At 60.6% G+C, this 22,058-nt stretch carries 18 protein-coding genes and 1 pseudogene; 6 read left to right on the forward strand and 13 right to left on the reverse strand.

Going from position 1 to position 22,058, the window contains the following annotated elements:
• Positions 1-13: 13 nt before the first annotated feature.
• From NANH_RS0105400 to NANH_RS28390, 3 genes and pseudogenes are all read right to left on the reverse strand, one after another.
• Positions 14-2,305 (reverse strand): ATP-binding protein, encoded by a 2,292-nt coding sequence (locus tag NANH_RS0105400; RefSeq protein ID WP_051372251.1) that lies wholly within the window; start codon positions 2,303-2,305, stop codon positions 14-16.
• 119 nt (positions 2,306-2,424) lie between these two features.
• Positions 2,425-3,591 carry an RsmB/NOP family class I SAM-dependent RNA methyltransferase gene (locus NANH_RS0105405; RefSeq protein WP_027261108.1) on the reverse strand — a complete coding sequence of 389 codons (1,167 nt, stop codon included), beginning with the start codon at positions 3,589-3,591 and terminating at the stop codon, positions 2,425-2,427.
• Between the two features lie 420 nt (positions 3,592-4,011).
• Positions 4,012-4,164, reverse strand: a pseudogene (locus tag NANH_RS28390) (IS3 family transposase); the annotation flags it as partial.
• A gap of 448 nt (positions 4,165-4,612) precedes the next feature.
• Here NANH_RS28390 and NANH_RS25565 point away from each other — a divergent pair.
• A complete protein-coding gene (locus tag NANH_RS25565; protein WP_245601405.1) occupies positions 4,613-5,434 on the forward strand; it encodes an alpha/beta hydrolase in 822 nt (273 codons plus the stop codon).
• 20 nt (positions 5,435-5,454) lie between these two features.
• Here the strand turns inward: NANH_RS25565 and NANH_RS0105420 are convergent, their stop codons facing one another.
• The 3 genes from NANH_RS0105420 to ftsY form a co-directional block, all read right to left on the reverse strand.
• Entirely contained in the window at positions 5,455-6,081 is a 627-nt protein-coding gene (locus tag NANH_RS0105420; RefSeq protein ID WP_027261109.1) for an inner membrane-spanning protein YciB, read from the reverse strand.
• Positions 6,082-6,089: 8 nt separating this feature from the next.
• Positions 6,090-6,992: an EamA family transporter gene (locus NANH_RS0105425; RefSeq protein ID WP_027261110.1), complete on the reverse strand. Its 903-nt coding sequence runs from the start codon at positions 6,990-6,992 to the stop codon at positions 6,090-6,092.
• A gap of 74 nt (positions 6,993-7,066) precedes the next feature.
• Entirely contained in the window at positions 7,067-8,272 is a 1,206-nt protein-coding gene (gene ftsY / locus NANH_RS0105430) for a signal recognition particle-docking protein FtsY (protein ID WP_027261111.1), read from the reverse strand.
• Between the two features lie 178 nt (positions 8,273-8,450).
• On the opposite strand from ftsY, the gene NANH_RS0105435 reads away from it, so the two are divergent.
• Together NANH_RS0105435 and NANH_RS0105440 are read left to right on the forward strand one after the other, a co-directional pair.
• On the forward strand, positions 8,451-9,626 hold the full coding sequence (locus NANH_RS0105435; RefSeq protein ID WP_322786782.1) for an alkane 1-monooxygenase: 1,176 nt from the start codon (positions 8,451-8,453) through the stop codon (positions 9,624-9,626).
• A 5-nt stretch (positions 9,627-9,631) separates the two neighbouring features.
• Positions 9,632-10,027, forward strand: coding sequence for a hypothetical protein (locus NANH_RS0105440; RefSeq protein WP_027261113.1), 396 nt, complete (start codon positions 9,632-9,634; stop codon positions 10,025-10,027).
• Positions 10,028-10,054: 27 nt separating this feature from the next.
• On the opposite strand, the gene xseA is transcribed toward NANH_RS0105440, so the two are convergent.
• Positions 10,055-11,602 carry an exodeoxyribonuclease VII large subunit gene (xseA, locus tag NANH_RS0105445; RefSeq protein ID WP_027261114.1) on the reverse strand — a complete coding sequence of 516 codons (1,548 nt, stop codon included), beginning with the start codon at positions 11,600-11,602 and terminating at the stop codon, positions 10,055-10,057.
• A 109-nt stretch (positions 11,603-11,711) separates the two neighbouring features.
• On the opposite strand from xseA, the gene purD reads away from it, so the two are divergent.
• Positions 11,712-12,974 carry a phosphoribosylamine--glycine ligase gene (purD, locus tag NANH_RS0105450; RefSeq protein WP_027261115.1) on the forward strand — a complete coding sequence of 421 codons (1,263 nt, stop codon included), beginning with the start codon at positions 11,712-11,714 and terminating at the stop codon, positions 12,972-12,974.
• 1 nt (position 12,975) lies between these two features.
• Positions 12,976-13,872, forward strand: a complete 897-nt coding sequence (locus tag NANH_RS0105455) for a bestrophin family protein (protein WP_027261116.1) — start codon at positions 12,976-12,978, stop codon at positions 13,870-13,872.
• A gap of 25 nt (positions 13,873-13,897) precedes the next feature.
• Here the strand turns inward: NANH_RS0105455 and NANH_RS0105460 are convergent, their stop codons facing one another.
• Complete coding sequence (locus NANH_RS0105460) at positions 13,898-14,221, reverse strand: 2Fe-2S iron-sulfur cluster-binding protein (RefSeq protein WP_027261117.1); 324 nt, start codon at positions 14,219-14,221, stop codon at positions 13,898-13,900.
• Positions 14,222-15,359: 1,138 nt separating this feature from the next.
• Here NANH_RS0105460 and NANH_RS0105470 point away from each other — a divergent pair.
• On the forward strand, positions 15,360-16,034 hold the full coding sequence (locus NANH_RS0105470) for a Crp/Fnr family transcriptional regulator (protein WP_027261118.1): 675 nt from the start codon (positions 15,360-15,362) through the stop codon (positions 16,032-16,034).
• Positions 16,035-16,569: 535 nt separating this feature from the next.
• On the opposite strand, the gene NANH_RS0105475 is transcribed toward NANH_RS0105470, so the two are convergent.
• The 5 genes from NANH_RS0105475 to NANH_RS0105495 form a co-directional block, all read right to left on the reverse strand.
• Positions 16,570-17,991 (reverse strand): Do family serine endopeptidase, encoded by a 1,422-nt coding sequence (locus NANH_RS0105475; protein ID WP_139236575.1) that lies wholly within the window; start codon positions 17,989-17,991, stop codon positions 16,570-16,572.
• 226 nt (positions 17,992-18,217) lie between these two features.
• A complete protein-coding gene (locus NANH_RS0105480; RefSeq protein WP_027261120.1) occupies positions 18,218-18,415 on the reverse strand; it encodes a DUF2065 domain-containing protein in 198 nt (65 codons plus the stop codon).
• Between the two features lie 9 nt (positions 18,416-18,424).
• Positions 18,425-19,312 (reverse strand): protease modulator HflC, encoded by an 888-nt coding sequence (gene hflC / locus NANH_RS0105485; RefSeq protein WP_027261121.1) that lies wholly within the window; start codon positions 19,310-19,312, stop codon positions 18,425-18,427.
• On the reverse strand, positions 19,312-20,460 hold the full coding sequence (gene hflK / locus NANH_RS0105490) for an FtsH protease activity modulator HflK (RefSeq protein ID WP_027261122.1): 1,149 nt from the start codon (positions 20,458-20,460) through the stop codon (positions 19,312-19,314). Before hflK ends, hflC begins: the two co-directional genes overlap by 1 nt.
• 96 nt (positions 20,461-20,556) lie before the next feature.
• Entirely contained in the window at positions 20,557-22,008 is a 1,452-nt protein-coding gene (locus NANH_RS0105495; RefSeq protein ID WP_027261123.1) for an FAD-dependent oxidoreductase, read from the reverse strand.
• Positions 22,009-22,058 lie beyond the last annotated feature (50 nt).

Below are 22,058 nucleotides of genomic sequence, written 5' to 3' on the forward strand. Positions count from 1 at the left end.
GCAGGCAAGTCCGTCAATGAAGTTGCTGATGCACCGTATCGGTGAGTTGATTCAGCGAAAACGGCTTGGGTAGGAATACTGAATTCGGCACCATGGGTTGGGCGTCGCCAAAGGCACCCTCGGCATATCCCGAAACAAAAACCACGCGCACATCGGGGCGTTCTTTCAAAGCCTGACGTACCCAGCTTGGACCATCCATTCCCGGCATGACAACATCGGTAACAAAAACGTCCACATTCAGGCCCGGATCTTCCAGGGTACGCAGGGCATCTTCAGCAGATTCAGCTTCCAACACGGTATAGCCGCGCAAACGAAGCGCTCTGGATGCAAAGGCCCGCACGGGGGCTTCGTCCTCAACCAGCAACACAACACCCTCGCCATGTTTCGGGGCCACGGCTTGGACCGGTGTCCGCACCGCAAGTTCTGCTTCCTCGTCGCCTTCATGGGTGGGGAAAAGCAGTGTGAAGACCGTGCCGCTGCCCGGAACGCTGTCAACGAAGATATAACCGCCAGTCTGCTTAACAATACCATAGGCGGTGGACAGGCCCAACCCCGTGCCCTCGCCTGTGCGTTTGGTTGTATAGAAAGGTTCAAAGACTTTTTGCAGCTTGTCCGGCGCGATCCCCACGCCCTCGTCACTGACCGTGACGGACAGGTATTCTCCGGCGGGCACCGAGGCACGGTCGCGTGTAAGTGGCGCGGCCAGAGTCGTCACCTCCGTATCGATGCGAATTTCCCCACCCGACGGCATTGCATCGCGGGCATTGACCACCAAATTCATCAATACCTGTTCCAGTTGACGTTTGTCCGCCCGAATGGATTTGAGAACAGGGTCGTGATTGAGTGTCAGCGTCACTCTTTCACCAACCAGCCGGTTCAAGAGGTGAGTCAGATCCGACAGCGTGTCACGCAGATCCAGAACCTCGGGGCGCAGTGTCTGTTTGCGCGAAAAAGCTAGCAGCTGGCTGACCAGGGCGGCGGCGCGGTTGGCGTTCTGGTTGATTTGTACCAGATCGCCATAGTCCTGATCCCCTTGGTCATGACGCAACAGCAGCAAATCGCAATGACCGGATATCGCCGTCAAAAGGTTGTTGAAGTCATGCGCAACCCCCCCGGCCAGCTGCCCGATCGCCTGCATCTTCTGGCTTTGGACAAACTGTGCTTCCAAGGTTTTCAACTCGGTCGCGTCATTCAACACTGCGATCAGGCGATTCTCGCCTTTCTCGGTCACCCTGCTAAGGGTGACTTGAACAAACACTTCCTTGTCCTTGCGGGTCAGGCGCAAAAATTCCGAGTTTTTTGTCGAGTTGCCTGAAAGGGTTTCCTGCAGCCAGTCCGAAATGGGACGACCCAGCCCTTCCATGACCTGCCCCATTGTCACACCGTCACTGTTATCGACTCCCAAAAGGGCGCAGGCCAGTTGGTTGGCCATCAGCATAGATCCGTCGGCAGCAATCTTGATCATTGGCACAGGCAGGGTTTCGAACGCCGCATCCTGCTCGGGTGTCGTCCCTTGTTCGGATGGTAGAAAATACAGCTCGCGGCGTCCGGCAAAACTGTTGTTTTCGGCGACCATAACCTCGACCGGGCCGTTTTTTGTGCTGAGAGTATTAACCATGCCGGGCTGCACCGGCAACGCGACGAACAGACGATCCAGCGATTTGACCCGCTCACCGACCATCGTGCGCGCGGCATCGTTCATGAACAGAACCGCGCCGGAGCGGCCTGTTGTTATCATCGGGACCGGCAAGGTTTCCGCGCTGCGACCGGACTGTGAGCGCTCGGGCATATCCTCGATTCGCCATAGGAACTCGTCCCCGCCGATCAAATGAACAGCCAACCGAACGTGCCCCCGTCGTGTGACCAGGTCCTCGCGCGATGCACCTTCCAGCCGGGCACGGCATTGCAGGCGATAGAGTATGGCGGACGGGTTAGCAAAGAGCATCCGCAACGTTCCGGCCAGCGTTTCACTTTTGCTGTCGGAAAACCGGATGCCAGCGGCGGCGTTGCTGGCCAGAATGTCTCCTTCTTCGTTGGTCACAAAGCTGGGTGAGGCGTCTTTTTCAATGAAGCCCGTCAATACATCGATTGCTGTACGCCGTGCGCCCAATCCGATCCGGCTGTGCGTTGCCATGAAAATCGCGACAAGTGCGATTGTCGCCCCGACCGCAACGGTGCCCTGAGCCGCCAGACCATGTGGTGCAAACAGCCACCCCGCAACGCACAGCGCTGCAGCCAGGACCATAGCCGCTGCAAATCGTACCCCGAAGGATTCGGGTATGCGCAGATATGGCTTGATTGACATGGCTCGGCTGATCACTTCACGGCTCCCAAGGCTGGATTCGCTGCCGCCACTCTCGCGCCACAGGGGTTAAGTCCTGCTTAACAGTCGAATTTTCTCCCTAAGGTTGTTTAGGCATCGTTTTAAATTCGCGTCAAGTGTGCCGAGAAAAAGCCATCGCTGCCGTCCGGCACCATCCAGGCGCGGGAAAACACCGCGCGCCATTGCCGGTTTTGCACCAAGAATTCACCAATTTGCGCGCTGTTTTCCTGAGATAGAACCGAACATGTGGCATATGCCAAAACGCCCTCTTCCGTTACCAATTCTGCGGCATGGGCCAGAATTTCACTCTGAACCGCGGACAGCTCTCTCAACCGGGACGGGCTCAGCAACCATTTGCCCTCTGGAGAGCGCCGCCAGGCGCCGCTGCCGGAACAGGGGACGTCGCATAGAACCAGATCAAAGGGGCCGTTTCGCTCCAGATCGGCGGTCTGCAACGCCTGAAAACGCACCCCTGCCCGCTCGGCCCGCACCGGAAGATCTCGCATACGTTGGGACGCCGCATCATGCGTGAACAGAGTGACGCTCGCCCGCGCTGCCATGGCCAGCGCCTTGCCCCCTCCGCCTGCACAATAGTCCAGAACACGCATACCGTCCCTCAACGGAAGCGCCTGAACGACCGCTTGGCTGGCCGCGTCCTGTAGCTCGACACGTCCATCAAGATAGGCCCGACTTTGACGCAACCGCCGCGCACCTTCGATAATCTGCAGCGCGGTATCTGCTGCCGGATGCGGCTGAGTCAGGATACTATCGCGGGCCAATTCGGCCTGAACCGCTTCACGTGTTACCTTGCGCAGGTTCACCCGCAGATGGACCGGCGCGCGCGTTTTCAAGGATCGCGCATAGGCGGTGGCCTGGTCTCCAAGACTGTCGATGATGGATGGCCACAACCAGTCCGGCATATCCAACTCTTCCGGTCCCTCCAGCGGCTTGTGGCCCGCACCGCGTTCCTGCTCTGACAGCGGCGATGGCGCATGCGGAGTGGACCCAAACAGTGCATCAGGATCCTCGCCTGACGCACGCAGCGCGCCCAACATCAGGCCACGCCCGGTTTCGCCACCACCCAGCGCTGCATACGTCCGCCGACAGCGCAGCGCGTCAAAGACGTGGTCACGCACGGCTGCACGGTCCTTTGAGCCGGCATAGCGGCTGCGCCTGCCCCACCCCGTCAGGGCCTGTTCCGCTGATTTGCCGGACCGGACCTGATCCAGCACCTCGATTGCCGCCTGAACCCGCGCCGCCGGAGTCATGCCTGGCACCGGGGCTCGAGTGAACTGACCCGGCACCGAGACGCCATCATATACGTTTTCCTGATCACATCGCCCCCTGCACACCGCTTTTCATGATTGGCGCAACGCTTGGCCGATCCTGAAGCCGGGTGCAAGCTTTGCCGCGACCGACAGCCAGTTCTGGACGTCACCATTACACCACCGTGGAAATTGATCGCGGGCAGTCCGGATTTTGCGTTATCACGACGAACGCGCACAAGCCATGCGCCGCTCAGGCATTTGATCGCAAAGGCTTCGGGCGTGACGGTAAAGCATTCCGAGAATGCGATTCGCGTTCTTCTTGTGCGCGGAGGGGCCGATATATCGGCCTGCGCTCTCCGCGCTGAGCCTGCAACCGGACAACAGCATTCCGTTCCGCACGTGCTTGCGCTTCGGGGTTTAGGACATCTCGATGTAGTCGAACACATCCCGCCTTGCTTCGTTGCGTGTCCGATTGGTTCGTCGTCCGATCCGCTCGGTCTTGAGCAGATTGAAGAAGATCTCGGCAACGGCGCTATTGCGGTAGTTTCCGCGGCGGCTCATTGAGTGTTCCAGCTTATCGGTCCGAACCCGCTTCCACTGATGGATTATCGTGGGATGCACCCCAAACCGGCCCGCCAACTCGCTGACGTCTGTTCGCCCTTCAGCGCTTCCAACGCGGCCCTGGCCTTGAGCTCCGGGTGATGTTGCTTCCGTTTCGACATTTCTGACCTCCTTCGTTTCGAGGATCAGCAGACTGCAAATCGCAGCTTATGTCAGTGTCCGAATTTCGGGGGGGAGTAGCTCAAGCATTGGTAAACACACCGTCACGCAGGCATTACCCGACCTTCATACCAGGTTCATAGTGTTGGGTCAGCAGGGCACTACAGCATCTTGTGTGAGGCCAATCCATGCCAATCATCAGAGTAAACGCCGAGAGCGAAACATGCCGCCTCCATGGCTCGGCTCAATCCATTCCCGCCTCCTGCGCCGCCTTGGCTCGAATCCAGGCCCGGTCATCATCATGATACATGGATACAGTTATCAACCCGGAGATCGGGTTCATTGTCCGCATCGTCACATTCTCAGCCTTGCCCCACAAACGCAGCCCTGGGTGGCACCCAGTTGGCCTCGGGGCTTTGGGTTCGACGGAAATACACCAGACGAAGGCCTGGGAATCGCCTTTGGCTGGTCTGCGCGTGGCACGCTCTGGCGCGCGCAACGCAGCGCACTGGCTGCCGGGCACGCGCTGGCAGGTTTGATTGACACGCTGCACAGACACTTGCCCGAACGTCCGGTTCATATCGCAGCCCATTCCATGGGAATACAGGTAGCAGCCGAAGCGTTGCACCGCCTTCCGGCCGGTGCGGTGGATCGGATTGTGTCCATGACGGGCGCAAGCTACCGCTCGCAAATTGCCGAAGCGTTGGACACGCAGGCAGGGCGCAAAGTCTCGTTCGTCAATATCACCAGCCGCGAAAACGATGTATTCGATTTTCTCTTTGAACGTTTGATTGCATCGCCTGAGCGTGCGGATCGCACGTTGGGTCAGGGTCTCGAGATGCAAAACGCTGTAACCCTGCAACTTGACTGCCCGGCCACTCTCGAGCACCTGATGCACATGGGCGTTCCGATCTCGCCGCCCACGCGGCGAATCTGTCACTGGTCTTCGTATTTGCGCCCCGGCGTTCTGCAATTCTATTGCAAGCTGGTACGCCATCCCGATACCTATTCGCTGCACCGCCTGCGGGCCGGCCTGCCCGCGCAATCCGCCCCGCGCTGGTCGCGTCTGCTTGCCCGCCCCCTGGTCGCCCGATCCCAGCCATTCGCGCCAAAGGTGTCGTGACCCCCGGCTCGGACATGCCGTCAGGCGCGTACGTCCGGATCGGCCTTGTCTTCGGGATCGATCATGAATTTCTGCAAGGCCACGATCTGCCACCACAGGAACCCGAACAACACGGCGGGAAAGGCAAAGGTTTCGATCTTAACCCAAGCCGCTTCAGACATGTTGCGCCATACCAGTTCATTCCCAATCGCCAGCACGATGAAAAACACAAACAGGCGCCGGGTCAGAATCATCCAGCCTTGGTTTTCCATCGGGATCAAGTCGCCCATCACCCAGGCAAGATAGGATTTTCCCTGTGCCAGACCGATGCCCAACAGGGCTGAAAAGCAACCGTAGACAATGCTGGTCTTCATCTTGAAGAACCGTTCGTCGTTGAACCAGGCGGTCAAGCCGCCAAAAAAGATCACCATGAAGGCAGTAAATATCTGCATCCGCGACAGGTGTCCGGTCAGCCGCCAGAGAATTGCCATGGAGACCAGCAGGATCGGAACAAAGACCACCGCCGCAACGATGAAACCGGAATAATCGGTGCCACCGAAACTATAGGTTTTGTCCTGAATTTTCAGGTACAGCAGGAAAAAGGCCACCGTCGGGCCCAGTTCAAGCACCTGTTTCAGCACCATATTGATTTCTTTCGGTTCGGCCATGTCGTCTCCTATGCGCCCATCTCAACTATCACCGCGCCCGCCGCGATCAAGGCCATAAGTGCAATCCGGCGCGGTCCGACCGTCTCTTTCAAGGCCAGCCAGCCGATCAATGCGGCAAAGACCGTGGACGTCTCGCGCAAGACTGCCGCCTCGCCGACCTTGTCCAGTCGCGTCGCCAGCATCACCGACCCAAAGCTGGCAAAGGCAACCAATCCGCCGATCCAACCGCGCAGCATCAACGGGGACAGGTCGGGTCGCAAGGTCATCTTGCGCCAGCGCAACACGGCAATGACTGGCATCGCCGCCCCGTCGATCATGAAAAACCACGCCAAAAAGGTGAAAGGATCCGCCGTAGCTCGGATGCCATATGCATCATAGGTGGTGTACAACGCCACGAACAATCCAGTGATCACCGCCAGAGCCAGTGCAACGTGCAAGGTGTCGCGCGCGGCCTGCAGGAAAATCATGTTATAGACCGCCAAACCGAAAATCCCGGCGAGGAGGACCCCCACACCCAGCCATTGGGTCAGAGTAAACGTCTCACCAAAGATCAGATAGGCACCGATCACCGCGAACAGTGGCCCGGTTCCGCGTACAACCGGATAGACGACGGTATAGGCACCCTTGGTATAGGCCTGCGCCTGCAACAGCTTGTAGACTGTGTGGATGACAAAAGCGCCGGCAAAGATGGGCCACATATACGGCTCGGGCCAAGGCACCACAAACAGCGCAAAGGGCGCCGCCATCAGCCCATAGGACGCATCTATCGCCCCCCGCGACAGCCACGGATCGTGGCGCCCCTTTTGCAGCGCGCCGAAAACCGCGTGCAGGAATGCTGCGGACAACGCCAGCCACAGTGCCAGACGGTGTCCGGCTTCGGTGCCTTCCAGGGAAATCAGCCACTCGCTCACAGCGGTCCCCGCCGACGGTGTTTCACACCCGAACCCCCGCAGGATTTCTTCAACCGGAAAAAGGGGTGGCGCATCTAGCGGGTTTCCTGCCCGGTCAGAGCGGCAGCAAAGTCATCGGGGTCGAACGGTGCCAAATCGTCGATCTGCTCTCCCACGCCGATAGCGTGGATAGGCAAACCGAACTTGTCTGCCAGCGCCACCAGAACGCCCCCTTTTGCGGTGCCGTCAAGCTTGGTCATCACCAGACCGGACACATCCGAGATCTTGCGAAAGGTCTCGACCTGGCTCAGCGCGTTCTGCCCGGTGGTGGCATCCAGCACCAGAAGAGTATTGTGCGGCGCGGTTTCGTCCTTTTTGCGGATGACACGTACAATTTTCGCCAGTTCCTCCATCAGGTCGGCACGGTTCTGCAGCCGTCCCGCGGTGTCGATCATCAGCAGATCGGCACCGTCTTCCTGCGCCTTGGTCATGGCGTCAAACGCCAGGCTCGCCGGGTCCGAGCCTTCGGGAGCGGTCAGCACCGGCACTCCGGCACGGTCGCCCCAGACCTGCAACTGTTCCACCGCAGCGGCGCGAAAGGTGTCCCCGGCGGCTATGACCACCGATTTCCCGGCGGCCTTGAACTGGCTGGCCAGCTTGCCGATGGTGGTGGTCTTGCCCGAGCCGTTCACACCGACCACCAGAACCACTTGCGGGCGCTTGGAATAGATCGGCATAGGACGCGCGACCGGCTCCATGATGCGGGCGATTTCGCTGGACAGCAGGGATTTGATTTCGACAGTGGACAGCTTCTTGCCAATCCGCCCCTCGGCCATATTGGCGGTAACCCGCAGGGCGGTATCCACACCCATGTCGGCACTGATCAGCAACTCTTCGAGCTGCTCCAGCATGTCGTCATCCAGCGTCCGGCGCACCACGGTGCGGCCTTCGCCCCTGCCCAACAATCGCCCCAGCAGCCCCTCGGAGCGGCCAGTCTGTTCGGGTGGTGACACTTCGAGCGGAGGCACAGATGAAGCCGGGTCTGGCGCGAGAGGTGCGCGGTCCGGCTTGGACGGCGGCACCGTGGCGGGATTGGGAATTGGCTCCGGCACGGGAATGGGGTGCGCGGACGGCTCAGGCTGTGGCGGAATTTCCTGAGGAGTGGAACTGGATCGAACCGGGTCGGGGTGGTCCGCGACAACCTCGGCTATGCCGCCATCCTCGACAATCGCGTCCAGCCCTTCTTCGAGTTTCGAAGAGGATTTGAACAGCTTGTCCTTGAGTTTCTTGAAAAATGCCATGCTGGTCTCCGAGCCGATCTTTCTCTCACCTAATGCGGATCGCGCCGGTTTGGAAGGGTCAGACGCGCGCCCGTTACCCGCCTGCAGGTGCCAATCCAGCGGCACAGTTTCGCCGAGCCCGACCACAGGGGGCGGCTCGGCCGCCAGGGCCAAGCCCCTTTGGTCTGGGCGCCTGAATTTGACAGGCGACGAGTTGGGCGCAATGGTGGCCGGCAATTCGCGGGTCCAACGCCGCGCCCTGAGACAAGGTATCGATGTCGCGATGATCTGGTTTGCGCTTACCAGCCTGAGTCCGGTTGCCATTTTGGCTGCCGCCTGCCTGTGGGGTGGGGTTTTGCCCTGGCTGGCATTGGCCTATGTCACCGTGTTCGTCACAGCAATGGATCGCTGGACGCATATCGCGCTGCCGGTGCGCGAAGATGATAGCAGCCAACGACAGGCATTGCGGCTGAACCTGGTATTGGGCCTGTTGCACCTTCCCCTGCTGGCGCTGGGGGTTTGGGCCGTGGCAGACGCGCCTGGGCTGGCGCTCGCTCAACGGCTGGCGATCGCGCTGGCCTTGGGGCTGTACCTGGGCCAGGTGGGGAACTCCAACGCCCACGTGTTGATCCATGCACCGGATCGGTGGGCCCGGCGTCTGGGCATGGCGGTCTATATCTCGTTGCTGTTTGGCCATCATGCCTCGGCCCATCCGCGTATTCACCACGTTCTGGTGGCCAGCGATGGCGATCCGAATTCGGCCCGACGGGGCGAAGGGTTCTACCGGTTCTGGCCGCGCGCCTGGATCGGATCATTTCGCGCGGGATTGCGTGCGGAAACCCAGGCACGGGCTCGGCTGACACAACGTCCGGCTGCCTTGTCGCATCCATATGTGATCTATTGTGGCGGTGCGGTGCTGACACTGGCGATGGCCTTTGCGCTGGCGGGCTGGACGGGGTGCCTGGTGCTGTTCGGGCTGGCGAGCTATGCCCAGATGCAGCTGTTGCTGGCCGATTATATCCAGCACTATGGTTTGCGACGCACGCGGCTAGCCAACGGGCGGCTGCAACCGGTAGGGCCACAGCATTCGTGGAACGCCCCGCACTGGTATTCCTCGGCGATGATGCTGAACGCCCCTCGACATTCTGATCACCACCAACACCCGGCACGACAGTTTCCCGCGCTGCGGCTGAATGCAACGACGATGCCGGTCTGGCCCTATTCGATGCCGATGATGGCGACACTGGCCCTTTTTCCCGGCCTGTGGCGCCGCCGGATGGACCCGCATGTTCTAAAGTGGCAGGCGCAGATCGAGAATACCCCCTCGAGTCAGGCACCTGGGCGTAGAACGGACGCGCGCAATCTGCCATTGTGACAATGATGTTGCTGCAACACCTGATTCCCCTCTGCCTGCTGGCAGCACCTGCGCTGGCACAAGGCACCATGTCTGCGGACGAGTTCGACAGCTACACGCGCGGCAAGACGCTGTATTATGGGTTCGAGGGCGAAGCCTATGGGGTTGAACGTTATCTGGACGGGCGGCGGGTGATCTGGTCGTTTCTGGATGGCAAATGCAAGGAGGGTGTCTGGTACGAGGATGCCGGTCATATCTGCTTCGTCTACGAAGATCGACTGGATCCGCAATGCTGGACCTTTTCGCAGGACGGCGGCGGTCTGATCGCGCGGTTCGAAAACACCCCGGAAGCCACCGAAATCTATGATGCGCAGGATATCGGCGACGCTATGCTGTGTTACGGACCCGACGTCGGGGTGTGACGGCACCGACCGAACCGTGGATGGATGTCAGAAAAGACTACCCTGTTCGGGTTTCTTTGCCGGTTTCGCGGGTTTGCGAACCGGGCTATTGGCCAGTGTCAGCGTCCCATCGGCAAACTGGACATCCAGCGCCTTGGCGGCCTCCGCCCGAGCCTTGGTCGTGACCACGTCACCTTGATCGCGCACCACCGCGTACCCCCGTTCCAGCGTCGCCTCGTATCCCAGCGACGACAGCAGGCGGCCCGCCGCATTGATCTGCCCTTGCAGATCTTTCACCCGCGCGATTCCTGCTATCGACAGGCGGCGCGACAGGACGGCCAGTTCGGTCTGTTTGCGGGCAAGTTGCATATCCAGCCGGTCTGTCCGCAACCGGGCCGCCCGGCTATCCAAAGACTCGCGCCGATGGCGCAAGACACGTGTCAATGCCAGTGCCAGACGCTGTTCCGTGCGGAACAGATTCTGACGCTCGTTGCGCACCAACTGGCGCAGGGCCGCCGGACGCAAGCTGCCAGACCGTTGGGCCAGCGCCACCCTGCGCACCTGCACCCCACGGGTCAGGGCCGCGGGCAGTTGCTCCGCCACCTGATCCAGCCGCTGACGCGGATTGTCCAGCAGGGTCTGCAGGCGTGGCAGGGCACGCGACAGGTCTGCCAGCCGCTGGCGACGCTGGACCACCGCATTGCTGATCGCACGCGAAATCCGCGCCGCTTGCCCGTCTACATGCGCCATCAGATCCAGCCGCACCGGCACCGCCAGTTCGGCAGCGGCGGTCGGCGTCGGCGCGCGCTGATCGGAGACAAAATCGATCAGCGTGGTGTCGGTTTCATGTCCCACCGCTGAAATAAGCGGAATTTGCGAGGCAGCTGTGGCCCGGGCAACGATTTCCTCGTTGAACCCCCAGAGATCCTCGACCGACCCGCCGCCGCGCGCCACAATCAGAAGATCCGGCCGGGGCAGCGCGCCCCCTCGGGTAAACCGGTTGAACCCCTCGATTGCACGGGCCACTTCGGGCGCGCAATTCACCCCCTGCACCGCGACGGGCCAGATCAGAACCTTGCGTGGAAACCGGTCGCGCAACCGGTGCAGGATATCACGGATGACTGCGCCACTGGGCGAGGTGATGACGCCAACGATGTCTGGCAGATAGGGCAAGGGTTGCTTGCGCGCCGGATCGAAAAGGCCTTCGGCGGCCAGCTGTTTCTTGCGCTTTTCAAGCAGCGCCATGAGCGCACCCTGCCCCGCGACCGCAACCTCGTCGACGTTCATGTTATACTTGGATTGGCCGCCGAAGGCGGTCATGCGCCCGGTGAGCACAACCTCCAACCCTTCTTCGGGCACCACCGACAACCCGGCGATCTGCCCCTTCCAGGTGGTGCAGGCCAGAACCGAGCGATCGTCCTTGATGTCGTAATACAGATGCCCGGACCGCGCCTTAAACACACGACCCACTTCGCCGCGGACGCGAATACGGCCGAATTCATCCTCGAGCGTACGTTTGACCGCACCCGAAAGTTCGGACACGGAAAACTCGGGCAGGTTTTGCCCCGGCAAGGGGTCATCGATCAGATCGGACATGCACCGAGATAGACATGTTCGCGCGCCCAGTTCAACCGCTGACACGCGACACCGCCTTGTCCACGGCTCCGACAGGGCCTAGTAAGCGGCAACAACGGCAGGAGCGCATATGAACATCCTTATTCTCGGCGGCGGCGGACGCGAACACAGTCTGGCCTGGGCGGTGTTGCAGAACCCGAAATGCGACAAGCTGATCGTTGCACCAGGCAATGCCGGCATTGCCCAGATCGCCCCCTGCGCGGCGCTGAATATCCTGGACGGTGGCGCGGTTGTCGCCTTTGCCGAAGAGAATGCGATCGATTTCGCAATTATCGGCCCCGAGGCCCCACTGGCTGCCGGAGTGGCGGATCGATTGCGCGAGGCCGGAATTCTGGTGTTCGGCCCTTCGGCAGCGGCCGCCCGGCTGGAAGCGTCAAAGAGCTTTACCAAGGAAATCTGCGATGCCGCAGGCGCGCCCACGGCGGCCTACGGGCATTTCACCGATGCGGATACAGCCAGGGCGCATATCCGCGCCCAGGGTGCGCCCATCGTGGTCAAGGCCGACGGGCTGGCCGCAGGCAAAGGCGTTATCGTGGCCGAAACCACGGATCAGGCGCTGGCCGCCATTGACGACATGTTTGGCGGCACGTTCGGAGGGGCCGGTGCCGAGGTGGTGATCGAAGAGTTCATGGAGGGCGAGGAAGCCTCGTTCTTTGTGATGTGCGACGGCGAAACCGTCCTGCCGATTGGCACGGCACAAGACCATAAACGTGTCGGTGAAGGCGACACAGGCCCCAACACCGGCGGCATGGGGGCCTATTCGCCTGCGCCGGTCCTGACCGATGCCATCGCGCAGAAAGCGCTGGATCGGATCGTGCGACCGACAATGCGGGAAATGGTGCGCCGTGGAACGCCCTATCAGGGCGTGCTGTACGTCGGGTTGATGATCCAGGACGGCGAACCGCGTCTGGTGGAATACAACGTGCGCTTTGGCGACCCCGAATGCCAGGTGCTGATGATGCGCCTGGGCGCACAGGCGATGGACCTGATGCATGCAGCCGCCGAGGGGCGGCTGGACGAGATGCAGGTGAACTGGGCCGATGATCATGCCATGACGGTGGTCATGGCGGCGCGGGGCTATCCGGGGGCCTATGAGAAAGGCAGCGTGATCGGCGGGCTGGACAGCCTGCCCGAAACCAGTTCGGAAATGTGCTTTCATGCAGGCACGGCACGGCAAAGTGGACAGTTCGTGGCAACCGGCGGTCGGGTTCTGAACCTTACCGCGCGCGGTGCGACATTGCACGAAGCGCAGTCGCGGGCCTATGCCCTGATTGATGAAATCAATTGGCCGGAAGGGTTCTGCCGACGCGATATCGGCTGGCGGGCCCTGTAGAATGATTGTTGGCCGCCGCCGCAAAAGTTCGTTCGAACTCTTGTTCTCATTGCGCGGTTCGGTTCTGCCGCACATCGCGCCATGGGTCGCGGTGATGGTCCTTTGGACATGTCTGGTGGTCTGGATCGACCAACATGTGATTCGCCTGACCCACACCGGCACCTCGGCCTTTGCGGTATTCGGGATCGCATTGTCTCTGTTTCTCGGGTTCAGGAACAACGCCGCCTATGATCGCTGGTGGGAAGGGCGCAAGCTGTGGGGGCAACTGATCACCGACAGCCGGGCCCTGGCGCGTGAGACCGAGATATTCCTGACCGAACCTGCGGCTCGCGAGCGGGTCTTGCGGCTGCACATGGCATTTTTGCACCTGCACCGGCTGAACCTGCGCGGTGTGCCCGCAGATGCGGCGGCCCGAAACTGGGCGGACGCCGACCTGATCGCGGCCACGCACCCACCCTGCGCGGCGTTGGACCGAATGGCTGCGGTCTTGGCAGACGCACGCGAGAAAAATCTGTTGGACGGGTACGGGGCGCGGATGTTGGCGGAACGGATGGCCTCGGTCGCGCTGGCCCAAGCCGGGTGCGAACGCATCGCCACGACGCCATTGCCATTTGTCTATTCACTGCTGATCTACCGCACCTCGGTGCTGTATTGCCTGCTGATGCCACTGGGGTTTGTGGAAACGACCGGATGGCTGACGCCCCTGCTGGCCGGGGTGGTCGCCTATATGTTTTTTGGATTGGCCGAAGTGACAGAGGAACTTGAGTCGCCGTTCATGCAAACCATGAACAGCCTGCCGTTGGACGCCATGTGCCGCACTGTCGAAATCAGCCTTGCACCGCACCTAGGAATGGAAGCACCGGCGCCGCTGACGCCGGTCAAGTCCTACCTCGGTTAAAGCCCAAGACCGCGCCGGTCGGCTGTCAGATCTGCTTTTCAGGCATCTGCACGACCAGCCCGTCCATCGCATCGGTCACCTTTATCTGGCAGGTCAGGCGAGACCGCGCGGGGTCCGGTTCATAGGCAAAGTCCAGCATGTCCTCTTCCATGTCGTCCTTGGGCGGGAGTTTCTCGATCCAGGCCGGATCGACATAGACATGGCAGGTTGAACAGGCGCAGGCCCCGCCACAATCGGCCTCGATGCCCGGAATATTGTTGTCCCGCGCGCCTTCCATCACGGTCAGCCCGTTGGCGACCTCAACGACATGTTGGGTTCCGCCATGCTCGATATAGGTGATCTTTGCCATGCTTTCCGGCTCCTTGCCTGTCTCGGTCCTCTCTGTAGCCAAGCGATGCAGGCCGCGCCAGCCCCTTTTGCATTGGCGTTAGGCGGAGCGAAAAAATCTCAAAAATGTTCCAACTTTGTTCCGGCGCAGATGCCTTCACCCGCCCCCCCACAGAGGCTTTGATGATGTGACTTCCTCTCATAGCTGGGAGGTGTGAAACACGCGAAAACACTCAATCTCAATCGTCTTTATGGTCTTGAGCCCGGGCTTTGCCCCGATCACGCCGAAAGGGCGCAGTCATGGTGCCCGGCCCGGCATCGCGACTATCGGTCAGATCGAGCCGTTCCGCGCCATGTGGCAGGACGACACGCGGGGCAACGTGGGCGGGGAGAAGCTCAACCAATGGCTGGAACGGGGCTGGAAAATTTCCAGCCTGCGGTTTCTGCGCCATGAGAGTGCGCCCAAGGTGATCACGGTGCACAAAGCGATGAAGGTCCGCGCGACCGGTTCGACGAAACAAGCAACAACGAAAGGGGCGGTGCTATTTCTGCTGGGTTTCGGCGGTGCTGAAATGTACATCCAAGGCACCCGAAAATCCGGTCCCGTGTGGCGGCGCTGGTTCGCAAGGACAAGACCGCCGAGCTTGCCCGCTCCGATCACCTGTTGCCCCGCCGGGCACGCTTATGCGGATGGCCGATATCGCGCGTCGGTTGCGGATCACGGATGTGACCGTGCTCAAATACCTGAACCGGTACGGGATGCGAGGGACTGCGCCACCCACTTTCCGCCGGAACGCCACGTCAGGAAATCCGTCATTCACGCCCGGTGGCACCGCTCCAAACGCAGCCGCAGATAATCCGGCAGTGCATCCAGAACCCCGGGCGGTCCCGGATAGGCCGCGGACCGAAGGTCGCTTTCGGATTAAAAGGCGTCACTCCGATATAGTTGCTTACACAACAGAAAGTGCAATGTTTGTGGCGCACAGGGCACCCCCCTTGGCGGTCGTGCACAGCGCTGTCAAATCTCAGGCCTCAGCCGAGAAAAACGCGCTAAATATGCCTGTCTGCGCCGTTTCTCCCGAACCGTCGAAATGATTCTTTTGCGGCCTCCTGGAAATTTGCTAACTTGTCGTGTGACGGGAAAAATGGGAGAGACACTGATGACGGCGCACCGGATGCCGGAGAGCGGCTTTTTGTCCAATGCTTCGGCGGACCTCAAGAAGATGCTGGCCAATCTTGCGACAGAAATCTCGCTTGCCCCAGGCGAAGTGCTGTTTGAACAGGGGGACGAAGGCGACGCGCTTTACGCAATCATCACCGGGGCGGTCGAATTCAGCGTACTGGCGCTCGATGGGCGCAAGCTGACGCTGGATGTGATGCGTCCCGGCGCGCTGTTCGGAGAAATCACCCTGTTCGAGCCTGGCGGCCGCACCGCCACCGCCACTGCAACTGAGGCAACCTTGTTGTGGCGGGTGCGGCACCCGGATGTTCTGGCACAGATTCGCCAACGTCCCGACCTGGCGGTCGACATGATCCATCTGGCCGGTCAAAGGATGCGCTGGATGGGGCGCCAGTTGAACGAGCAAGTGTTTTTGCCGCTCCCAACACGGCTGGCCCGCAAGGTTCAACATCTTGCACCGGACGGTGCGCAACCGCCTTGCAAACTCGAGCTTTCACAGGCCGAATTGGCCGAATTCGTCGGTGCTACCCGCGAAGCCGTGTCCAAAATCCTGTCCAGTTGGAAACGCGACGGCGTAATCCAAAGCACCCGGGGAGGGCTGGTTATTCTGGACTGGAACGCGCTGTCGCTGCTGGCGGAGCCGGATCAGATCTGACTCGTCGACATCCCGGTCTACAGCCTGAAAGATGATCGTGTGTGTTCTACTTCACATACAGAATCACGAATCGATGGCAATGTGGATGCATAAGTTCAGCAAAGCCCCCTGGTTATATTAACAGTTCCGACCACCGCCTCTGATACGTACCAACAGCACCGGTCTTTCCCCTATTGGTCAGTTGCTTCCAGTATTTGAGGTCACTCCCCTTCCCCCGGTGGTGTCATTTTAATCATTACACTCGCCGGGGGGCATTGCTGAACTAAGTTTACTCGGACTTCGGGTTCCCTGTTGTGTTTCCCTAGGGCCACTGTGTTTTGTGTCTCCTCCCTGTCTGGCCCAAGGAAAAAAGAGCCATGTGCATCGCACATGGCTCTTTTCGATTTCATAGTGATATAACCGCGAACGACTGCGCATTGCGTTCTGTGCAGTTCAGTTCAATTGTATTCGCCGAGCATGCCAAGCGCGTTTTCTACAGCATACGCTGCCTCATCATGCCCACCGAATACAGAAATCCGGTTCAACGCAATTCGTCCTAGTCGTCCAGGCCGAGTGCGACAAACCGAGGATCGCCTCCCCGCCGCACCAACAACAGCAGCGACTTGCGTCCCGCGTCCCTGGCTTCGGCAATACGATCATCCAACTGGTCCAGTGCAGTCACCTTCTGCTGGCCGGCTTCGGTGATCAGATCGCCGGCCCGCAACCCCTTTTCAAAGGCCTCACTGGTTTCGTCCACAGACAACACGACCAGACCGGTCTGGGTTTCGGACAGGCCCATCTCGCTCCTCAGTTGATCATTCAACAGGCTCAGCGTCATGCCCAGAACCGTCTTTTCCTGCATCTCGGGATCGGATTTCTCCATCGCGGCGGGAACGGCACCTTCGGCTTCTTCACGCCGACCCAGTGTGACCAGAACGGTCTTGCGATTGCCCTCGCGATTGATGACCACACGCACGGCCTTGCCGACGGTCGTGTTGCCGACCTGACGTACCAAAGCACGCGTATCCGCGACCTCGACGCCATCAAAGCTGACGATAACGTCCCCCGACAGCAGCCCCGCCTCCATGGCAGGACCTTCCGGCACATCGGTAATCAGCGCGCCTGCGGTCGATTCCAGCCCCATTGCTTCGGCAATCTCATCGGTCACGTCCTGTATCCGAACGCCCAGCCAACCGCGGCGGGTTTCTCCGAATTCCTTCAACTGGTCGACCACACGTGTCACCACATTGGACGCCATCGAGAACCCGATGCCGATGGACCCGCCGTTGGGTGACAGGATCGCGGTGTTTACGCCGACAACCTCGCCATCCATGTTGAAGAGCGGACCGCCCGAGTTGCCCCGGTTGATGGCCGCATCGGTCTGGATATAGTCGTCATAGGTGCCTGACAGAGCGCGATTGCGTGCCGAGACGATCCCGGCCGACACTGAAAACCCCTGCCCCAGTGGGTTGCCCATCGCAATCACCCAATCGCCAACGCGGGCGAGGTCGCTGTCGCCAAAGGTCACGAACGGCAGCGGCTTGTCGGATTCAACTTTGAGCAGCGCAATGTCGGTGTTGGGATCCGTGCCCACCACCTTGGCAGGCAGTTCGCCCCCCGCAAAGAACTCGATCAGGATTTCGTCGGCACCCTCGATGACGTGGTTGTTGGTCACCACATAGCCATCCTCGGAAATGACGAAACCCGAACCCAATGCCGAAGATCGGCGGGGACGCGGGCCGTCGCCATTGTTGTTGCGGTCCTGGAACTCGCGAAAGAAATCCTCGAACGGCGAGCCATCGGGCACGATGCCCTGCGGGCCGGTGCGCCCCTCGATCGTGGTCGAGGTGGTGATGTTCACAACCGATGGGCTGATCTTCTCTGCCAGCGGTGCCAGGCTTTCGGGTTTGGCCTGGGCGATCAGCGTCTGCGCCAGCACGAACATAATCGTCAATGCGCCAACCCAGAATAGGCGCATCCGGCCTTGATCAATTTGTGGGCCGGGTGCCTTGATTGCTATTGCCTGTGGCTGCACTGTGCCATCTCCTTTGTAAAACCTGGACGTCCGAGCCTGACCGCATTGGAACAACGGTGGCGCAGGATACTGCCGTCAATGTAGTGTCTTTGCGATCCACCGCAAAGGGTGTTGAGATCTTTCAAGCGGATGTGAAAGCGCAGATCTCCAGCCTGTGCCCGAACCGGGCTCACAACGCGCCCAGCCAATCGGCGATCCACAGCAGGATCAGCCCGCTCACAACCGCCAGCCCTCCGATCTGGCGCCGCGCAGCCTCGGGAAGCATCCGCAGCATCTCCAGCAACTGCTCGACAAGCGAAGGGGCCAGCAACCATGCCAGCCCCTCGACAATCAAGACCAGCCCGAAAGCCAGAAAGATCACGCCCACGCCCGAACCTTACCTTGGCGGTTTTGGCGAATCGCCGGTGGGCGAGCGCATATAGTTGAAGAACTCGGAATTCGGGTTCATCACCATGGACGAATTGCTGCCCTTGAGCGCCCGTTGATAGGCTGTCAGAGAACGGTAGAATTCAAAGAATTCCTCGTCCTTTCCAAAAGCCTCGGCAAAGATGTTGTTGCGCAGGGCATCGGCTTCGCCTCGGATGATCTCGGCCTCGCGCTGCGCTTCGGATACCAGTTCGACCACGGTACGGTCGGCCTGGGCACGAACCCGCTGCGCCGCCTCGTTACCACGCGCCCGTTCGTCGGTGGCTTCGCGTTCCCGCTCGGCCCGCATCCGGTCGAACGTTGCCTCAAGGTTCTGCTCGGGCAGATCGGTGGCTTTCAGACGAACGTCGATGATGTCCAGCCCCAATCCGCGGGCCTCGGTGATCGCGCTGTTGCGAATCCGCAGCATCAGTGCGGCCCGGTCCGAGCTGAGGATATCCTTGGAACTGACCGAACCCAGAACCTCGCGGGTTTCGGCCCGCAGGATCGAATCCAGACGGTTTTCGGCGATGGCGATACCGCCGACACCAACCGCCTGGCGGAACTGTTTCACATCGGCGATGCGATAGCGCGCAAAGGCGTCGACCACCAGGCGGCGATCATCCAGCGGTGTCACTTCCAGCGGCGAGATATCGCGGGACAGGATGCGGTCGTCATAGCGCACGACTTCCTGGATCAGAGGAATCTTGAACGCCAGGCCGGGATCCTCCTTGACCGCGACAACACGGCCAAATTGCAGCACCAGCGCCTTTTCCCGTTCATCGACGATGAATACCGCAGACAGCAGGCCGGCAATCGCGACGACGAGAATCGGCAGAATGAAGGTCGTTTTACGCATCAGTTGGCCTCCTCGGTGTTACGTCGCAGTTCGTTCAACGGCAGGTAAGGCACAACGCCAGAACCGCCGCCGCTTTCATCCAGAATGATCTTGTTCAGACCGCCCAGTACCTGTTCCATGGTTTCCAGATACAGACGTTTACGCGTCACTTCGGGTGCCTTGACATACTCTTCCAGAACCGCCGAAAAACGGCTGGCTTCACCCTGGGCTTCGTTTACCTGCTGGGCGCGGTAACCTTCGGCCTGTTCCAGCTGTTGCGCCGCTTCACCGCGGGCCTCGGCAAGGACGCGATTGGCATAGGCATCCGCCACGTTCTGCAACCGGTCGCGTTCCTGTGCCGCGGCCTGAACGTCGCGGAAGGCGTCGATCACCGACTTTGGCGGATCGGCCTTGTCAAAGTTGACCCGGATGATGTTGACGCCGCTGCTGTAGCTGTCCAGCGTCACCTGAATCAGATCGTGCAACTGGTCGGCGATGACGCCACGATCCCGGTTCAGGATCGGCGCCAGCTCGGATTGCGCGATGATCTCGCGCATGGCCGATTCAGACACCGCCTGAATGGTCTGGCGCGGATCGGCGAGGTTGAACAGGTACTTGGCCGGATCGTTGATGTTCCAGACCACCTGATAGTCAATATCGACCACGTTCTCGTCGCCGGTCAGCATCAGCCCGTCATTGTTGCCGCGCGCGCCGCCCATGTCTTCGGTCTGTTCGCGCGTGACCGGAATGACCTCGGCGGTGACAAACGGCCAGGGCGCAAAGTTCAAACCGGGTCCGCCGATAGCGGAGAACTCGCCCAGGAACAATTCAACCGACTGTTCTTCGGGTTTCACTGTGTAAAAGCTGGCGAGGCCCCAAAGGACCGCCGCCGCAATCACGCCCAGACCGATGGTCCCCTTGGTGAATTTCGGGCCATTGCCGCCGCCGCGACCGCCACTTCCCTGGCCTCCGCCGCCACCGCGACCGCCCATCAGCACACGCAGCTGTTCCTGGCCCTTTTTGACCAGCTCGTCGATTTCGGGAATTTGCGGGCCATCGCCGCCGGGCTTGCGCCCGCCGTCGTTTCGCCCATCGCCATTCCTGCCACCGTCGTTTCCACCGCCGGATGAGCCTCCGCCCCCCCAGGGGCCACCGCTGTTGCCCGCCATTCGCGTTATTCCCTTCTCATCTTGCGCCCTGCGGCGCCATCTGGATATTTGTCTAATTACCTGTATGCGCGTCCGAAATTTTCAACCCACAAACGATCACCCGCTGCGCATGGCCCTGCGCATGGTCACCAGTTCCTCGGCCATGGTCGGATGCACCGCCACAGTCCGGTCGAAATCTTCCTTAGTCGCGCCCATCTTGACGGCGATGCCCGCCAATTGGATCAGTTCACCCGCATTGGGGGCCACGATGTGGCACCCCAGGACCTTGCGACTGGATTTGCTCACCACCAGCTTCATCAACACCCGATCTGGCCGATCGGCAAAGGCGGACTGCATCGGCCGGAAACTGGTGCAATAGACCTCTATGGCTTCCTGCTCACGCGCGTCTTCCTCGCTCAACCCGACGGTGCCCATCTCGGGTTGGGTAAAGATCGCACTGGCGATCAAATCGTGATCCACCGGTGTCGGATTGCCTTTGAACACGGTTTCGACAAAAGCCATTCCCTCGCGGATCGCCACCGGCGTCAGGTTCACCCGGTTGGTAACATCCCCGATAGCGTAAACCGAGGGAACCGCCGTCTGGCTATAGCCATCCACGACGATCTCGCCCCGACGTCCCAATTCGATCCCCGCCTCGTGCAGCCCCATACCCTGGGTGTTGGGGTCCCGACCGGTGGCGAACATTACCACGTCAAAGACTTTTTCCGTGCCATTGGTGGATTTGACCCAGATCGGGCCCTTGCGCGCACTGTCCCCCGAGCCCTTAATAGCCGCCCCGCCCATAGCCGCATCCGACCCGGTCCCGGCATGGCTGAGCACATGATCTTCGGTGGCGCTGGCCATCTCTACGATGTTGGTCCCCAGGTGCAGGTTGACGCCCTTTTCATGCATCATCTCGGCCACCAGACCGCGGGCCTCGTCGTCAAAGCCACGCAGGATCTGCGCGCCGCGATAATATTGTGTCACTTCGACGCCCAGCCCGTTCAGAATGCAGGCGAATTCGCAGGCGATATATCCGCCGCCGACAATCAGGATGGATTTCGGCAAGGTTTCCAGATGAAAGATGTCATCGGACACGATGCCCAGACCGGCATTGGGCAGGTCCGGCCGCACCGGACGGCCGCCGGTTGCAATCAGAATATGCTTTGCGGTGACCTCCTGACCGGTGGACAAGGCGACCGTATGGGCGTCTTTCAACCTGGCCCGGGCATCAAAGGTTTCGACGCCGGCATTGGCCAGCAATCTGCGATAGACACCTTCCAGCCGGTCCAGTTCGGCGTTCAGCCGGGTGTGAAAGGCGGCCCAGTCAAACGCGCCGTCCTGCATATCCCAGCCATAAGCGCGGGCTTCGTCCGCGAGCGCGCCATAGCCCGAGGCAAAAACCATGAGCTTCTTGGGGACACACCCCCGGATCACACAGGTCCCGCCATAGCGGTCCTCCTCGGCCAGCGCCACTTTGGCCCCGGTCTCTGCCGCAGCCACCCGTGCGGCACGTACGCCGCCCGAACCGCCGCCGATGACGAACAGATCGTAGTCGAAATCGCTCATCGGTGTCTCCTTGCTCGCTTGCAAGGGGATATGTCATGCAACTTGGTGGA

The sequence above is a fragment of the Sedimentitalea nanhaiensis DSM 24252 genome, assembly GCF_000473225.1.
Taxonomy (GTDB): Bacteria; Pseudomonadota; Alphaproteobacteria; order Rhodobacterales; family Rhodobacteraceae; genus Sedimentitalea; species Sedimentitalea nanhaiensis.

Coding starts and splice junctions, on each gene's coding strand:
- NANH_RS0105400 (WP_051372251.1), bottom strand. CDS start 2,305: ATGTCAATCAAGCCATATCTGCGCATACCCGAATCCTTCGGGGTACGA.
- NANH_RS0105405 (WP_027261108.1), bottom strand. CDS start 3,591: ATGACTCCGGCGGCGCGGGTTCAGGCGGCAATCGAGGTGCTGGATCAG.
- NANH_RS25565 (WP_245601405.1), top strand. CDS start 4,613: ATGATACATGGATACAGTTATCAACCCGGAGATCGGGTTCATTGTCCG.
- NANH_RS0105420 (WP_027261109.1), bottom strand. CDS start 6,081: ATGGCCGAACCGAAAGAAATCAATATGGTGCTGAAACAGGTGCTTGAA.
- ftsY (WP_027261111.1), bottom strand. CDS start 8,272: ATGGCATTTTTCAAGAAACTCAAGGACAAGCTGTTCAAATCCTCTTCG.
- NANH_RS0105440 (WP_027261113.1), top strand. CDS start 9,632: ATGTTGCTGCAACACCTGATTCCCCTCTGCCTGCTGGCAGCACCTGCG.
- xseA (WP_027261114.1), bottom strand. CDS start 11,602: ATGTCCGATCTGATCGATGACCCCTTGCCGGGGCAAAACCTGCCCGAG.
- purD (WP_027261115.1), top strand. CDS start 11,712: ATGAACATCCTTATTCTCGGCGGCGGCGGACGCGAACACAGTCTGGCC.
- NANH_RS0105455 (WP_027261116.1), top strand. CDS start 12,976: ATGATTGTTGGCCGCCGCCGCAAAAGTTCGTTCGAACTCTTGTTCTCA.
- NANH_RS0105460 (WP_027261117.1), bottom strand. CDS start 14,221: ATGGCAAAGATCACCTATATCGAGCATGGCGGAACCCAACATGTCGTT.
- NANH_RS0105470 (WP_027261118.1), top strand. CDS start 15,360: ATGACGGCGCACCGGATGCCGGAGAGCGGCTTTTTGTCCAATGCTTCG.
- NANH_RS0105475 (WP_139236575.1), bottom strand. CDS start 17,991: ATGCGCCTATTCTGGGTTGGCGCATTGACGATTATGTTCGTGCTGGCG.
- hflC (WP_027261121.1), bottom strand. CDS start 19,312: ATGCGTAAAACGACCTTCATTCTGCCGATTCTCGTCGTCGCGATTGCC.
- hflK (WP_027261122.1), bottom strand. CDS start 20,460: ATGGCGGGCAACAGCGGTGGCCCCTGGGGGGGCGGAGGCTCATCCGGC.
- NANH_RS0105495 (WP_027261123.1), bottom strand. CDS start 22,008: ATGAGCGATTTCGACTACGATCTGTTCGTCATCGGCGGCGGTTCGGGC.